General features: G+C 68.8%; 14 protein-coding genes. 11 read left to right on the top strand and 3 right to left on the bottom strand.

The features are described from left to right. The first annotated feature begins 21 nt into the window (after positions 1-21). From RS84_RS08690 to RS84_RS08680, 3 genes are read left to right on the top strand one after another with little or no spacing between them, the layout of a single operon-like run. Entirely contained in the window at positions 22-1,125 is a 1,104-nt protein-coding gene (locus RS84_RS08690; protein ID WP_045257371.1) for an ABC transporter permease, read from the top strand. 1 nt (position 1,126) lies between these two features. Then, complete coding sequence (locus RS84_RS08685) at positions 1,127-2,122, top strand: ABC transporter permease (protein WP_045257370.1); 996 nt, start codon at positions 1,127-1,129, stop codon at positions 2,120-2,122. Continuing rightward, on the top strand, positions 2,122-3,759 hold the full coding sequence (locus RS84_RS08680; RefSeq protein WP_045257369.1) for an ABC transporter ATP-binding protein: 1,638 nt from the start codon (positions 2,122-2,124) through the stop codon (positions 3,757-3,759). The genes RS84_RS08685 and RS84_RS08680 overlap by 1 nt, the downstream gene beginning before the upstream one ends. 273 nt (positions 3,760-4,032) lie before the next feature. Here the strand turns inward: RS84_RS08680 and RS84_RS08675 are convergent, their stop codons facing one another. After that, positions 4,033-5,133: a hypothetical protein gene (locus RS84_RS08675; RefSeq protein ID WP_045257368.1), complete on the bottom strand. Its 1,101-nt coding sequence runs from the start codon at positions 5,131-5,133 to the stop codon at positions 4,033-4,035. A gap of 136 nt (positions 5,134-5,269) precedes the next feature. Here RS84_RS08675 and RS84_RS08670 point away from each other — a divergent pair, with 136 nt between their 5' ends. The 3 genes from RS84_RS08670 to RS84_RS08660 are packed head-to-tail and all read left to right on the top strand — an operon-like array spanning position 5,270 to position 7,208. Next, on the top strand, positions 5,270-6,280 hold the full coding sequence (locus RS84_RS08670) for a hypothetical protein (RefSeq protein WP_045257367.1): 1,011 nt from the start codon (positions 5,270-5,272) through the stop codon (positions 6,278-6,280). Positions 6,281-6,282: 2 nt separating this feature from the next. After that, positions 6,283-6,852: a GNAT family N-acetyltransferase gene (locus tag RS84_RS08665; protein WP_045257366.1), complete on the top strand. Its 570-nt coding sequence runs from the start codon at positions 6,283-6,285 to the stop codon at positions 6,850-6,852. Next, a complete protein-coding gene (locus RS84_RS08660) occupies positions 6,849-7,208 on the top strand; it encodes a hypothetical protein (RefSeq protein ID WP_235281432.1) in 360 nt (119 codons plus the stop codon). Before RS84_RS08665 ends, RS84_RS08660 begins: the two co-directional genes overlap by 4 nt. A gap of 51 nt (positions 7,209-7,259) precedes the next feature. On the opposite strand, the gene RS84_RS08655 is transcribed toward RS84_RS08660, so the two are convergent. Then, entirely contained in the window at positions 7,260-7,799 is a 540-nt protein-coding gene (locus tag RS84_RS08655; protein ID WP_045257365.1) for an Lrp/AsnC family transcriptional regulator, read from the bottom strand. Positions 7,800-7,995: 196 nt separating this feature from the next. Between RS84_RS08655 and RS84_RS08650 the strand changes: the two genes are divergently transcribed. From RS84_RS08650 to RS84_RS08630, 5 genes are read left to right on the top strand one after another with little or no spacing between them, the layout of a single operon-like run. Further along, the gene (locus RS84_RS08650) at positions 7,996-9,582 is read left to right on the top strand and encodes an ABC transporter substrate-binding protein (protein ID WP_045257364.1); all 1,587 of its coding nucleotides are present in this window, start codon (positions 7,996-7,998) and stop codon (positions 9,580-9,582) included. 7 nt (positions 9,583-9,589) lie between these two features. Further along, on the top strand, positions 9,590-10,651 hold the full coding sequence (locus RS84_RS08645) for an ABC transporter permease (protein ID WP_045257363.1): 1,062 nt from the start codon (positions 9,590-9,592) through the stop codon (positions 10,649-10,651). After that, positions 10,648-11,559 carry an ABC transporter permease gene (locus tag RS84_RS08640; RefSeq protein WP_045257362.1) on the top strand — a complete coding sequence of 304 codons (912 nt, stop codon included), beginning with the start codon at positions 10,648-10,650 and terminating at the stop codon, positions 11,557-11,559. The genes RS84_RS08645 and RS84_RS08640 overlap by 4 nt, the downstream gene beginning before the upstream one ends. Further along, positions 11,556-12,386: an ABC transporter ATP-binding protein gene (locus RS84_RS08635; protein WP_045257361.1), complete on the top strand. Its 831-nt coding sequence runs from the start codon at positions 11,556-11,558 to the stop codon at positions 12,384-12,386. The genes RS84_RS08640 and RS84_RS08635 overlap by 4 nt, the downstream gene beginning before the upstream one ends. Next, positions 12,379-13,218, top strand: a complete 840-nt coding sequence (locus RS84_RS08630) for an ABC transporter ATP-binding protein (RefSeq protein WP_045257360.1) — start codon at positions 12,379-12,381, stop codon at positions 13,216-13,218. Before RS84_RS08635 ends, RS84_RS08630 begins: the two co-directional genes overlap by 8 nt. A 369-nt stretch (positions 13,219-13,587) precedes the next feature. Here the strand turns inward: RS84_RS08630 and RS84_RS08625 are convergent, their stop codons facing one another. After that, positions 13,588-14,295 carry a hypothetical protein gene (locus RS84_RS08625; RefSeq protein WP_045257359.1) on the bottom strand — a complete coding sequence of 236 codons (708 nt, stop codon included), beginning with the start codon at positions 14,293-14,295 and terminating at the stop codon, positions 13,588-13,590. Positions 14,296-14,384: the final 89 nt, after the last annotated feature.

Genomic DNA, 14,384 nt, shown 5'->3' with positions numbered 1-14,384 from the left:
TCTGCGCGAAGGACCCTTCATATGACGAGCAACGTCGCTGCGTCGTCCGCCGGGACAACCCCGGCCGACGGCATCCCACCCGCCCGCACCGCTCGCCGCCGATCCGGCGGAACGTCGCTCGGGCGCTACATCCTCATCCGCTTCCTGCTGATGATCCCCACCGTGCTCATCCTCGTCACGGTCGTCTTCTTCCTGATCCGCCTCACCGGCGACCCGATCACCACGGCGCTCGGCGGACAGCTCACACCCGATCAGCTCGCCGAGCGCATCCACGCCGCCGGATACGACCGGCCGGTGCTGGTGCAGTACTTCGAGTACCTCGGCCAGATCCTCACATTCGACTTCGGCACCACGCTCACCGGCAACCGCATGCCCGTGACCGAAGTGCTCCTCACGTACGGCTCTGCCACGCTCGAGCTCGTGATCTACGCGCTGATCATCGCGTTCGTCGTCGGCATCCCCCTGGGCATGGTGGCCGCCGCCAAGCGCGACCGCTGGCCCGACGCCTCGCTCCGCGTCTCGGCGATCCTCTTCTACGCGACACCCGTGTTCTTCTCGGGACTGGTCGCCAAACTCGTCTTCTCCGTGTGGCTGGGGTGGCTGCCCGTCTCGGGTCGCGCCAACGTGCGCACCGAGATCGCGCTGAAGGATGGCACCGGCATCTACCTGATCGACGCGATCGCCTCGGGCAACGCGGCGTACGTGCAAGACGTGCTGCTGCACGCCATCCTCCCGGCAGCGACTCTCGGTCTGCTGACCGCCGGCATCTTCCTGCGCCTCGTGCGCACGAACCTGATCGGCACCTACAACATGCCCTACATCGACGCCGCCCGCTCGCGGGGCGTCAGCGAGGGACGCCTGGTCCGTACGCACGCCTACCGCCCCGCCCTCATCCCGATCATCACGGTGATCGGCCTGCAGATCGCCCTCATGCTCGGCGGCGCCGTGCTCACGGAGACGACCTTCGAGTGGAAGGGTCTCGGCTTCCAGCTCGCGGCCTACCTGAGCGCTCGCGACTTCGTGGCCGTGCAGGGCATCGTCGCGATGATCGCCGTGATCGTCGCGGTCACCAACTTCGTGGTCGATATCATCGCCGCGTTCGTCGACCCGAGGGTGAGGTACTGACATGGCGAAGCCCTCGCTCTTCGACCGTCTTCCGGTGATCCATCAGCTCAGGCAGAGCGTCGGACTCCAACGCGGGATGCTGGTCGCCGGCCTCGTGCTGACGGGCCTGTTCCTGCTCACCGCGCTGCTGGCGCCGTGGATCGCGCCGTACAGCTACGACCAGCTCAAGGGGCCTGACGGCAACTTCGGCGCGCAGCAGGCGCCGAGCGGCGCCCACCTGCTCGGCACCACCGTCGGCGGCTACGACGTGCTCTCCCGGGTGATCTGGGGTTCGCGTACCGCGCTGCTGGTCATCGTCGTCGCGGTCGCTCTCTCGGTCGTGATCGGTGTGCTCCTGGGGCTCGTCTCCGGCTATCTCGGCGGCTGGGTCGACCGCGTGCTCGTCGTCGTCGCCGATGCGATCTACGCGTTCCCGACGCTGCTCCTCGCGATCGTCGCGGCCATCGCGATCAGCGGAGGCCAGTCGGGTCTCTGGCCCGGCGTGCTCGCCGCGGCCGTGTCGATCACCGTGGTCTTCGTTCCCCAGTACTTCCGCGTCGTGCGCTCCGAGGTGCTTCGCGTGAAGGCCGAGGCGTTCGTCGAGTCGGCCAGGGTGATCGGCGCCTCCACGAACCGCATCATGTTCCGGCATGTGCTGCGCAACTCCACCCGCACCCTGCCGCTCATCGTCACGCTGAACGCGGCAGAGGCGATCTCGACACTGGCGGCGCTCGGCTTCCTCGGCTTCGGCATCGAGCCGACCGCAGCCGCCGAGTGGGGCTTCGATCTGAACAAGTCCATCAGCGACGTCGCCGCCGGCATCTGGTGGACGGCGATCCCGCCGGGGCTCGCGATCGTGAGCGTCGTTCTCGGCATCACGCTCATCGGCGAGAGCCTGAACGATCTCGCCGACCCGCGCCTGCGGGCGCGCCGCCGAGCAGGACGAGGCACGACGCCGGCGGATGCCGTCGCTGCCACGCAGCCGGTGACCCGCGAAGACCTGGGAGAGGTGCAGTGATGACGACCGCAGTGGACATCCGCGACCTGAGCATCACGTTCGCGACCGACGGCGGCGACGTGCAGGCCGTGCGCGGCGTGACGCTCGAGGTGCAGCCGGGCGAAGTGCTCGCGATCGTCGGCGAATCGGGCAGCGGCAAGACCGTCACCGCGCGCACGATCCTGGGCCTCCTGCCCGAGACCGCGATCACCCGCGGCGCTGTCATCCTCGACGGCACCGAGATCACGAGGCTCGACCCGGCCGGTCTCCGCGCCGTTCGCGGGCCCAAGGCCGCCATGGTCTTCCAGGAGCCGTCGAGCGCGCTCAACCCCGTGTTCCCGGTCGGCTGGCAGCTCGCCGAGGGGCTTCGCGCCCACGGTGGGGTCGGCCGCAAGGACGCGAGGGCCGTTGCCATCGACATGCTGCGTCGTGTCGGCATCCCTGAGCCCGAGCGCCGTGTCGACTACTACCCGCACCAGTTCTCGGGCGGGCAGAAGCAGCGCATCGTGATCGCGATGGCGCTCGCGCTGAAGCCGAAGGTGATCATCGCCGACGAGCCCACCACGGCGCTCGACGTCACTGTGCAGGCCGAGATCCTCGACCTGCTGCGGAGCCTCCGCGACGAGGAGGGCACGGCCATCGTGCTCATCACGCACAACATGGGCGTCGTGGCAGACCTCGCCGATCGGGTCGCGGTGATGCTGAACGGCGAGCTCGTCGAGACCGCACCCGTGGGGGAGCTGTTCGCCGCACCTCAGCACGAGTACACGCAGCGTCTGCTCGCGGCGGTGCCGCGCCTGGAGGTCACCGACCGGCAGGCTCCGCAGACGGATGCCGCCCCCCTCGTTGTCGCGAAAGACCTCGTGATCGAGTACCCCGGCCGATTCGGTCGAGGAGGCTTCCGCGCCGTCGACGGAGTCAGCTTCACGCTGGCGCCCGGCGAGGTCGTGGGCCTCGTGGGTGAGAGCGGCTCGGGCAAGAGCACGATCGGTCGCGCCATCGCGGGTCTGACCCCCGTCTCCGACGGCTCGCTCGAGGTGCTCGGCATGCAGATGCTGGGTGTCAAGGAGCGGCAGTTCCGGCCTCTGCGCAAGGACCTCGGCTTCGTGTTCCAAGACCCGGCGACGAGCTTCAACCCGCTGCTGACGATCGCGCAGAACGTGGCTGAGCCGCTCATCGTGCATGGAATGGCGAAGGACCCGTCCGACGCGCGACCGCGGGTCGACGAGCTGCTCGAGGCCGTGCAGCTGCCCGGTGCCTTCGGTGACCGCTATCCGCACGAGCTCTCGGGCGGCCAGCGTCAGCGCGCCTCGCTGGCCCGAGCTCTGGCACTCGACCCCAAGCTGCTGATCGCCGACGAGCCCACCAGCGCGCTCGACGTGTCGGTGCAGGCGCGGGTGCTCGAGCTGTTCGGCGAGGTGCAGGAGCGGTTCGGATTCGCGACCCTGTTCATCACCCACGACCTGGCGGTGGTCGACATGCTCGCCCACAAGGTGGTCGTGCTGCATCGTGGCGAGATCGCGGAGTACGGGCGCACGGCCGAGGTGCTCGGTGCACCAAAGGACGAGTACACGAAACGGCTCATCGCCTCCCTGCCGGTTCCGGATCCCGTGGAGCAGGCGGCACGACGGGCGGAATGGGCCGCGCTGAACCGCTGACCCGCAACCGGTTGCAACCCTCACTGGCATACCATGTTGATGAACGCAGTGCACATACGTCGGTCCCCAGCCGACAGCGTCTGCGGGGCGGCCTGGCCGCCATGCAGAAGAGGTCCCCAGCTTCTTCTGATCCCGAGGGGGGATGGGGTGGGCGCTAATCCCCAAAGCAGCACCCACCCCCACACTCACCCTTCGGTGACAGCCTGATGGCGTCCTTTCGTGCGTATCGCACGGCGGATGCCGGTGGCCTTCTGCCGCCCGTGTGAGGCGCGCCTAGCCGATCAGGCGCAGCGCGATCCAGACGACGCCGATCACGATCGCGGCCGCGACCGTGACCCAGCTGACGCCGCGCTTGAGACGACGTCCCTCCTGAGCGACGCCCGGGGGAGGGGTGAGCATCCCCGCCGGCGCCGCGAACGGCAGGGCGCCGGCATCCGTCGTCATCCCGGCGGATGCCGTGGCTGCGCGGTGCTCCGCGAGCAGCCGGTCGTCTCGCCACCGCGCCCACTGATCGAACTTCGTGATCAGCGCACCGACGGTGCCGAACAGCCACGCCCACGTGGCGGGATCGAGAGTGGAGACCTTGCGCTGCGTGTACAGGAACAGCCAGTCGTCGACGATCTCGACATCGAGCTGGGCGGCGTTGTCGACGAAGCGCGCCATGATGTCGGGCGTGAACAGATACAGCGCGTCGCGCTCATAGCCTTCGGGGCAGTACAGGTCGAAGTAGCGGTCGAAGTCGCCCTCGAGGGAGAGCCGCTGCGCCTTGCGGAAGGACGCCGGCAGGTTCGAGCCGAAGGAGTTGTTGCCCTTGGCGTCGAGCACGATGTTCGGCAGCGGCACATCGAGCTTCACGGCCACGTACCCCCAGTGGTGCGTGGTCGAGTTCTTTCCGGAACCTGTCGTGTACTGATAATTGCCGAACTCGGCGAAGCGGGGCCTGGTCCCGCGGACGACGTCGCTCGACGCGCGCGAGCGGCCCATCCCGAAGATCATGCCGGGAAGCGGCGGGTCGGCGATGCGCGCCAGGTAGGCCATGCCGTTCGCCTGGGCGAAGCGGTTCAGGCGGTAGCGCGTGACTCTGGAGCGACGCCAGCCGACAAGCGACAGCACGATGCCGAGCACGACCGCGATTCCGACAAGGGCGAACGGAATCACGCCCCAGCCGAGCCCGCGCCCGGATGAGGACACGACCGCGATCATGACCGATGCCAGCGTGGGAACGATGATCACCGCCATGAGCGCCACGACGACGATGGCGAAGACCGCCGCGCCGCTCATGGCCGTGGCCCCGCGGGCGCGGAGCTCGGCGGCGAACGCGCGAACCGCGCGCGGATCGACCGGGTCGGTCAGGGGGCGTGCGTCGAAGCTCATTCGCGCATCCTGTCGGCAGGTCCTGCGATCCACTGCATGAGACCACGGTACCCACTGCGCCCGTCACCGTCGGAGTCAGCGAGATTCCGCTCGGTGTCCTGAGCGGGGAGCGGATGCTGTGCGGCAGACTGAGCGCATGACTCACGTCTCCGTCGCTCCTGCCGAGCGGGTGTTCCGCCGGCATCCGCTGCGCATCGCTCTCGGCGCGCTCGTGCTGTCCGCCGTGCTCTCCACTGCGGCGCTGTTCATCATCCCGGTGCTGCTGCCGCGCACCATGAACATCTCCACGCGCGGTCAGATCGTGCTGGCCGCCGCGATCGCGCTGACGGTCGCAGTCTGGGTGGGCGCCTTCTGGCTGCGGAACATCCGGGTGATCGTGCGGCCGGACACCGTGGAGATCGGCCGCCCCGGCGGCACGCAGAGCTACCCCCGCGCGACCACGGCGTTCCGCTCGAAGGTCACCGAGCACCGCACCAACGGCCTGCGCACCGGGACGACGCGGGCACTGGTCGTGTGGACGGACGGCCGCGAGACCCTGATCGATCTGCCCGGCTACAGCAGGACCATGTTCAACGAGCTGATGGCGGAGCTCGCCCCGATCGCCCAGCCGCCCGCCGCCGATCCGGTGACCGCTGCTCGCGAGCGCGCGAAGCTGCCCACCACGTTCCGGCTCGACGCCGCGGCGGAACGCCGAGTCGGGCGTGGCTCGCTCATCACGGCGATCGTGCTGTTCGCCGTGGCCGCGGTGGTCGGCGTGCTCGCCCTGTCGCCCGGATTCCTCGAGGGGGAGCTCTCGGCGCTCGTTCTGCTCATCCCCCTCGCCGCCGTCGCAGCGATCGGCTTTGCGATCGGAGCCGCGCTGCGCTACCGGACGGCACGATCGACGCCGTCGCAGATCGCGATCGGTCACCTCAGCATCCGCCTCGATGAGACCGAACTGCCCTACGCGCAGCTCAGCCGCATCTGGCTCACCCCGCCTGCCTACCCCGTGCAACGCATCAGACTCGACAGGGCGGGCGGGCGCGGCATGACCGTGATCGTGGGCTCGACGCGCGTGACGATGACCCCGTCGTACGAGGAGTTCCTGCAGGCGCTGCGCTCCGAGACCGCGCACCTGCCGGGGCTGATCTCCCTCGACCTGGAGTGACGGTGTTCGCCCCCGACTACCCGATCCTCACCGACCGGCTGCTGCTGCGCCCGATCGCGCTGTCCGACGCCGAGGCGATGCTGGTCTACAAATCGGATGCCGAGAACGTCCGCTACGTCCCCTACGGGCCGCTCACGCTCGACGACGTCGAAGAGCGGATCACCACCCGCTGGGCGGGAACCCGCTTCGAGAAGCAGGATGACGCGGTCTGCCTCGCCGTCGAGGAGCGCGAGAGCGGACGCCTGGTGGGCGACGTCGTGCTGTTCTGGCGCAGCGAGAACGACCGCGAAGGGGAGGTCGGTTACATCCTCGACCCTGCCTTCGCGGGCCGCGGCTACGCGGCAGAGGCGGTCGGAGCCCTCCTCGCTCTGGGGTTCGGCGGACTGGGCCTGCACCGCATCGCTGCGCGCATCGACGAGCGGAACACGGCATCCGTCAGAGTCGTCGAGCGGCTCGGCTTCCGCCGCGAGGCCCGGCTGGTGGAGAGCTCCTGGTTCAAGGGGGAGTGGACGACGCTGCTCATCTACGCGCTGCTCGAGCACGAGTGGAGATCGTCCATAATCGAGAAGTGACCGCGACAGCATCCATCCCCTCCCTCGACGGCCGCCGATTCCGGATGGTCTCCTCGACCACCTCGGCGGTCGATCCCGACGCTCCGAGCGTCTTCACCTACTGGGAGCGCGACGGCGCGATCTGGGGAGACTACGAGGGCGACACGGTCACCTTCGGCCGTTTCGTCGGCACGCGGACGGGCGACTCGATCTGGGTGTCGTTCGTGCACGTGCTGGTCGCGGACGGCACGGTGGTGACCGGTGACGGCGAGAGCGACCTCGAGATGACGGATGCCGGGCTCATCCGGCTCGTCGAGCACTACGAGATGCACGGCGCGCCTCAGCTCAGCGTGTGCGAGGAGATCGCGGCCGTCTGAGGCACGCGCCGGTCGTCGAGCGAAGGAGCGCAGCGACTCAGGCGAGACGTGTCAGCGCGGTGGAAGCGTGTCGCGGCCGGGCGATGCCGGCGTCCAGCGCGTCATCCCCAGCGGGATCTCGGTGTTCCGCTCTGGAAGGTCCGACGGCAGCAGGAAGGAACGCCGCACGACCTCGTCGAGCACCACGACGCTCACCACGGTGCGCACCTCGGGGAGCTGCGCGATGACGCCGGTCGAGAACTCGTGCACGCCGCTCACGTCGACCGCGCGGATCAGCAGCATCGCATCGTGCTCGCCGGTCGTGATCGCGCACCACTCGACGTCGGGCATCTCCGACACCCGCTCGCGAAACGAGGCCCAGGCCTGCGGGAGCACGGTGACGAAGACCAGCGCCCCGATCGACAGCCCCGCCTTCGCCGGGTCGATGCGCGCGCTGAAGCCGGTGATCACGCCGTCGTGCACGAGGGATTCGACCCGCGTGTAGGCGTTGGCCCGTGAGATCCCCACCTTCTCGGCGAGAGCGGCGATCGACACGCGGCCGTTCTCACGCAGCACGTCGAGAATTCTGTACGCGATGTCGTCGAGAGGCATGGCACTTCGTCCAGATTGCTTCAGGACTTCGGCGTCCCTGCTGGACATATTGCACCTCCTGGATAGGGCCGGAATCAGATCCAGCCAGCGTTATGCATTCTTGATAGACAGATCGTCGCACATCATGGGAATCTGTTGAAGGTCGTCCACTTCGGTCGACCTACCCGAAATGTACTCCTCGCCCCTGGAGGTCACCATGGTGACGCGTCGCAGCACCTCTCTCATCGCACTGGGAGCCGTCGCGCTCCTCGCCCTCGCCGGGTGCTCCGGCGGCAACTCCGCGAACGGCGGAAGCAACGGCTCGAAGGGCGACTCGCTCGTCATCGACACCGCGTTCTCGATCGAGACCGGTGACCCGGGCCACACCTACGACCCCACCGGCAACATGATCGCGAAGGCCCTCTACGAGACTCTCGTCGACTTCAAGGGCTCCGACGTCTCGACCCCGATCCCCGGCCTCGCCTCGTGGGAGCAGAACGACGCCGCGACCGAGTTCACCTTCACGCTCGAGGGTGATCGAGTCTTCTCCGACGGCTCGCCGATCGAGGCGAAGGACGTCGTGTTCTCCCTGCAGCGCATCCAGGGCATGGAAGACGCCAAGCCGAACTTCCTTCTCGGCGGCCTCACGATCACCGAGGTCGACGACAAGACCGTGAAGATCAGCTCGGAGACACCGCTGCTGCAGCTGCCCGCGATCCTCGCGAACCCCGCGCTCGGGATCGTGAACTCCGACGTCGTGATGGAGAACGGCGGCGCGACCGACGGCTCCGACAGCGCCCAGAAGTACCTCGATGGCGCCTCGGCCGGCTCCGGCCCCTACGTGCTCGACTCGCTCGATCTCACCTCGCAGGTCGTGCTGAAGAAGAACGACGAGTACAACGGCGACGAGGAGGCCGGCTACGACCGCGTCGTCGTCCGCAACGTCACCGAGAGCGCCACCCAGCTCGCCAACCTCAAGGGCGGCGACTCCATGGTCGCGATGGACCTCAACGGCGACCAGGTCGCCGGCCTCGGAGACGGCGTCAAGGTCGACTCGGTGCCCTCGGGCCAGACGATCTTCCTGCTCCTGAACCAGTCGCCGGCCGTCGCCGGTGATCTCGCGAACGTGAAGATCGCCGAGGCGATCCGCTACTCGCTCGACTACGACGCGCTGCTCGAGCTCGCAGGCGCCGGTGCCGTGCAGGCCACCGGCGTGATCCCGCCCGGATTCGAGGGCGCTCTCGACAGCGGTGTGAAGCCGGATGCCGAGAAGGCCAAGGCCGCGCTCGCCGAAGCCGGCTACACCGGGCAGACCCTGAAGCTGCAGTTCCCCAACGACTACCCGGTCGGCGGTGTGGAGTTCACGCCTCTCGCCGAGCGCATCCAGGCGCAGCTGAAGGATGCGGGCATCACGGTCGAGCTGGCTCCGCAGCCGTTCGCGACCGAGCTCGACGCATATGTCGCCGGCACCGAGGGCTTCGGCCTGTGGTTCTGGGGCCCTGACTACGCCGACTCGGCGAACTTCCTGCCCTTCGCACCCGGCCTCAAGGTGGGCCTGCGCTCGGGCTGGGCTGCGGAGGCGAACCCCGAGATCGCCGGGATCGCCGCGGATGCCGCCAGCGCGACGGATGCCGCCACCCGCGCCGAGGACTTCACCAAGTTCGCCGAGGCGATGCAGGCGGAGGGGCCGTTCGTGCCGCTGATCGTCCCCGGGCGCAACATCGCCACGGCCGACGACGTCACCGGTGCGGTGTACAACTCCGTGTGGGAGATGGACATCGCCGAGATCAACCCCGCCGGCTGAGGCACTCATGACGACAGTGGCCGTGCAGAGACAGGCGCAGCGCCGCAGGTCTCCGCTGATCGGATACCTGCTGCGCCGGGTCGGCACCTCGCTGCTCCTGCTGGTGGGGGTCACGATCGTGACGTTCGCGCTCACCAACCTGGTGCCCGGAGACCCCGTCTCCGCAGCGCTTGGCGAGGGGGCGTCGCAGAACCCGGCGACGCGCGACGCGTTCATCAAGGCCCACGGCCTCGACCAGCCGCTGATCGTCCAGTACTTCATCTACATGGGGAACCTCCTCCGAGGAGACCTCGGCACGTCGCTGGTGACCGGTCGCCCGGTCACCAGCGACCTCGCCACCGCCGTGCCCGCGACGATCGAGGTGGCCATCGGCGCCATCTTCCTCAGCCTCGTCGTGAGCATCGTGCTCGGCACCCTCGCGGCCTACCGCCGCGGACTCGTGACCGATCAGGTCATCCGCGTGGTGACCCTCGTCGGCCTCAGCGTGCCGACCTTCTGGCTCGCACTCGTCAGCTTCTACGTGTTCTTCCTGCAGCTGCACATCGCACCGGGCTCCGGGCGCATCTCGCCGTCGATCACCCCGCCGCCGACCGTCACCGGCATGTACACGATCGACTTCCTCCTGAACGGCGACGGCGTCGGGTACTTCGATGCCCTGGCGCACCTCGCACTTCCGGTTCTCGTGCTCTCGCTCGTCACGATCGGGCTGCTCACCCGCTTCATCCGCACCTCGGTGCTCGAGGTCCTCGGCAGCGACTACGTCAGGGCGGCCAGGGCCAAGGGCCTCCCCGCGATGCGCGTGATCCTCGACTACGTGCTCCGCGGAGCATCCCTCCCGATCCTCACCGTCGTCGGCGTCGCCTTCGGCTCGCTGCTGTCGGGCACCGTGCTCGTCGAGTCGGTGTTCGCCTGGCCGGGTCTTGGCACCTACGCCTACAACTCGGCGTCGAACCTCGACCTCCCCGGCATCATGGGCGTCGGCCTGGTGGTCGGCCTCATCTACCTCCTCATCAACTTCGTCGTCGACCTGCTCTACGGCGTCCTGGACCCGAGAGTGAGGATCGCATGAGCCGCATCGAGCAGGCATCCGGTCCCTGGCGATTCCGATTCCGGTGGCCGCGCGCCTGGCGCACCCCGCTCGGAGTCGTCGGCACGGTCATCGCCCTCGCCTGGGTGATCATCGCCTTCACCGCTCAGTGGTGGGTGCCCTTCGACCCGAACGCGCAGGTGCTGCCGCGGCTGCAGCCGCCCGGCCTCGACACGCTGCTCGGCACAGACGGCAACGGCCGCGACATCTTCTCGCGCCTGATGACGGGCGCGACGGTGAGCCTGCCGCTCGCGCTCATGCTCGTGATCGCCGCCATGATCATCGGCACCGTGATCGGGGCGCTCGCCGGGTATTTCGGCGGATGGGTCGACGAGACGCTCATGCGCATCACCGACCTCTTCATGGCCTTCCCCACCGTGATCCTCGCGATGGTGGTCGCCGCCTCACTCGGTCCGTCGCTGTTCAACGCGGTGATCGCCGCGATCGTGGTCTCCTGGCCGCAGTACTCGCGTGTCACGCGCAGCATCGTGCTGGGCCTGCGCGGACAGAACTACGTGATCGCCGGCCGGCTGCTGGGGCATTCCCCCGTGCGCACGCTGTTCGTCGACATCCTGCCGAACATCGCGGGACCCATGCTCGTGCTCGCGACGCTCGACATCGGCGCGGCCATCCTGCTGCTCTCGGGCCTGTCCTTCCTCGGGCTGGGCGCGCAGCCGCCGACCGCCGAGTGGGGCTCGATGATCTCCGCCGCCATCCAGAACTTCGACGCCTGGTGGCTGGGCGTCTTCCCGGGGCTTGCGATCCTCACGGTCGTACTCGCCTTCAACTTCCTCGGCGACGCGATGCGCGACGTTCTCGACCCGACGGCCGAGATGACGCATGAGAAGCAGGCCGAGCACAAGGCCGACGCGAAGGGGGTGCTCGCATGACCGCCGCGCTCAGCATCCGCGATCTCACGATCGACATCGGGCGGCCCCTTGTTCGCGGTGTCTCCCTCGAGCTCGAGGCGGGGCGCATCCATGGCCTCGCCGGCGAGTCGGGGTCGGGCAAGACGCTGACGTCTCTGGCCGTGCTGGGGCTCCTTCCGCGGGGCGCACGCACCGGTGGATCGATCTCGCTGGCGGGGGAGGAGCTGCTCGGCATGCGCCGGCGCGAGCTCAACCGCATTCGCGGCAGGCGGATCGCGATGGTGTTCCAGGACCCGTCGGCGTCGCTGCATCCGCAGCTGCCGGTGGGCCGTCAGCTCACCGATCATCTGCGAGTGCACCTCTCTCTCAAGAAGGATGCGGCCAGGGCCCGCGCGATCGAGCTGCTCGAGATCGTGCAGGTGCCGAACCCGGCCGAGGCCTTGAAGCGCTATCCGCACCAGTTCTCCGGCGGGCAGCGCCAGCGCATCGCGATCGCGTGCGCACTCGCGTGCGACCCCGACGTGCTGCTGGCCGACGAGCCCACCACCGCGCTCGACGTCACCGTGCAGGCCGGCATCCTGCGGCTGCTGCGCGATCTCGCGACCGAACGGAATCTCGCCGTGCTGCTCGTCACCCACGACCTGGGAGTGATGAGCGCGATCGCGGATGAGGTGGCCGTCATGAAGAACGGCGAGATCGTCGAGCGGGCCGACCGTGCGACGCTGTTCCTCGATCCGCAGCACGAGTACACCCGCACCTTGCTCGCCGCTCTGCCCGGCTCGAAGATCGACGAGGCGGATGCCGCAGGCGAAGCGGATGCAGCGACCGAGGAGGCCGCAGATGAGTGAAGTCGCCGTCCTCGACGCGCAGGACGTCGTCGTGCGCTACCCCGGCAACCCGCCGGTCGTCGCCGTCGACGGCGTCTCGCTGCGCGTGGCGCCGGGAGAGACCGTGGCTCTGGTCGGCGAATCCGGCAGCGGCAAGTCGAGCCTCGCCCGTGCGGCGGTGGGCATCGAGAAGCTCGCGGCAGGAACCGTGCTGTTCCACGACGCCCCGGTCACGCCGCTCGGCATCCGTCGCCGGTCGATCGCCCTCACCGGCATCCAGATGGTCTTCCAGGACCCGGCGACCTCACTGAACCCGCGTCGCCGCATCGGAGACCAGATCGCCGACGGCATCGCGACGGCTCTGGCGCGAGGCGCGGCGGGTTCGACGGTCGAGGAGTGGCTCGAGAAGGTCGGGCTCCCGGCGACGGCGGCTTCGCGCTACCCGCATCAGTTCTCTGGAGGGCAGAAGCAGCGCATCGCGATCGCGCGTGCGCTTGCCGCGAGGCCTTCGCTGCTGGTCGCGGATGAGCCGATCTCGGCGCTCGACGCGTCGACGCAGACGAGCGTGGCCGGCTTGATGCGCGACCTCGTGGCCGAGGCGGGCGCGGGCATGCTGTTCATCTCGCACGACCTCGCCGTGGTCCGCCGCATCGCCGACCGCACCGTCGTGCTCTACGCGGGCCGCGTGATGGAGTCGGGCGCCACAGCTCGGGTGTGGTCGAACCCCCAGCATCCGTACACCCAGGCGCTCCTGGCCGCGATCCCGGAGCCTGACGGCGCGGGGCGGATCCCCGAGGCCCCTTCCACGGAGGATCGGATGCTGTGGTCGGAGGAGTCTGCCGTCATCGACTGATTCGGGACGACGAAGGCCCCTGCGGATGCGTGTCCGCAGGGGCCTTTGCGTGTGGCGGGCTCAGCCGCCGATGCCGCCGAGCAGGCCGAGGAGAGTGTTGAGGAGCGAGGTGATGAGGCCGAGGATTGCGTCCATTGTCATTCCCTTTGTTCGAGGGGCCGAAGCCCTTCCGATGTGCTGCGCCCGGTGAGCGCACAACCACCGTGCCAACCAGAATGCTGGAATACAATCCGTCGCTCGGCTTTCTCGCCGTTCGTCGAAGCATGTCTCGCCGATCGTCCAGGACGACCTTTCCCGATCGACGAGCGGCGCCGCGACGCAGGGGAGGGCCGGGGCATGCGCCCCGGCCCTCCCCTGATCCAGACCCGCTCAGAGCGGAGCGACGATGTCCTGCGGGACGTCCCACTCGGTGACGACCGTCGTCGACTCGATGCTCGTGCCGCTGACCTCGGACTTGGTCGTCGTCGCGAGAGGCGCATAGTCCTTCGTGACCTCGAGGACGATCTCGGAGGATGCGCCCTGCACCTCGACTGTTCCCGACACCAGGTACACCTGCTGGCCAAGACGCTCGCCGGTGCCCGTGATCGTGAAGTCGCCGGCGAGAAGGTCGGCGATCATGGCGGGGCTCGTCTGCGCGGCGGCTGCGGCGCCCATGCTGAGGCCGGCGACGATCGGGTCGCTCGATGCGGCGTCGGCGACCTGCCAGGCGCCGGTCGCGGTCTTCACCCAGGCGTCGTCGCCGATCACGATGACCGAGCCCATCGGGGTGGTGGTCTCGAGAGCCTTCTCCGAGGGGTTGTATCGGCCGGTCGTCTCCATGCCCATCACTGTCGAGGTGGCCGCGTAGCCGGAGATCGACTGGGCGGTGTCGGCGATGCAGGCGCCGAGGGCGGCGCCGTCGACGGTCGCGCCCTCCTTGAGCTCGGGGCAGTCAGTCGCGGGCGCTTCCGCTTCCTGCGATGCGCTGCTGCTGGGCTTGTCCTCTGCTGCCGGCTTGTCCGAGGCTCCTGCGGAGCATCCGGTGAGCATGACGGCGGCGGCGAGAACGACGCCGACTCCCCACTTGTTGACGCGCATGGCGTCCCCCCTTCGGTCGTGTGGCGCGACGTTCGCGGCACCGGATCAAGCATGCCAACTCCGGCAGGGTCTCGCTGGCAGCGGTGCCG

It is taken from the genome of Microbacterium hydrocarbonoxydans (genome assembly GCF_000956475.1).
Taxonomy (GTDB): domain Bacteria; phylum Actinomycetota; class Actinomycetes; order Actinomycetales; family Microbacteriaceae; genus Microbacterium; species Microbacterium hydrocarbonoxydans_A.
This window is presented reverse-complemented; position numbering and strand designations above follow the sequence as displayed.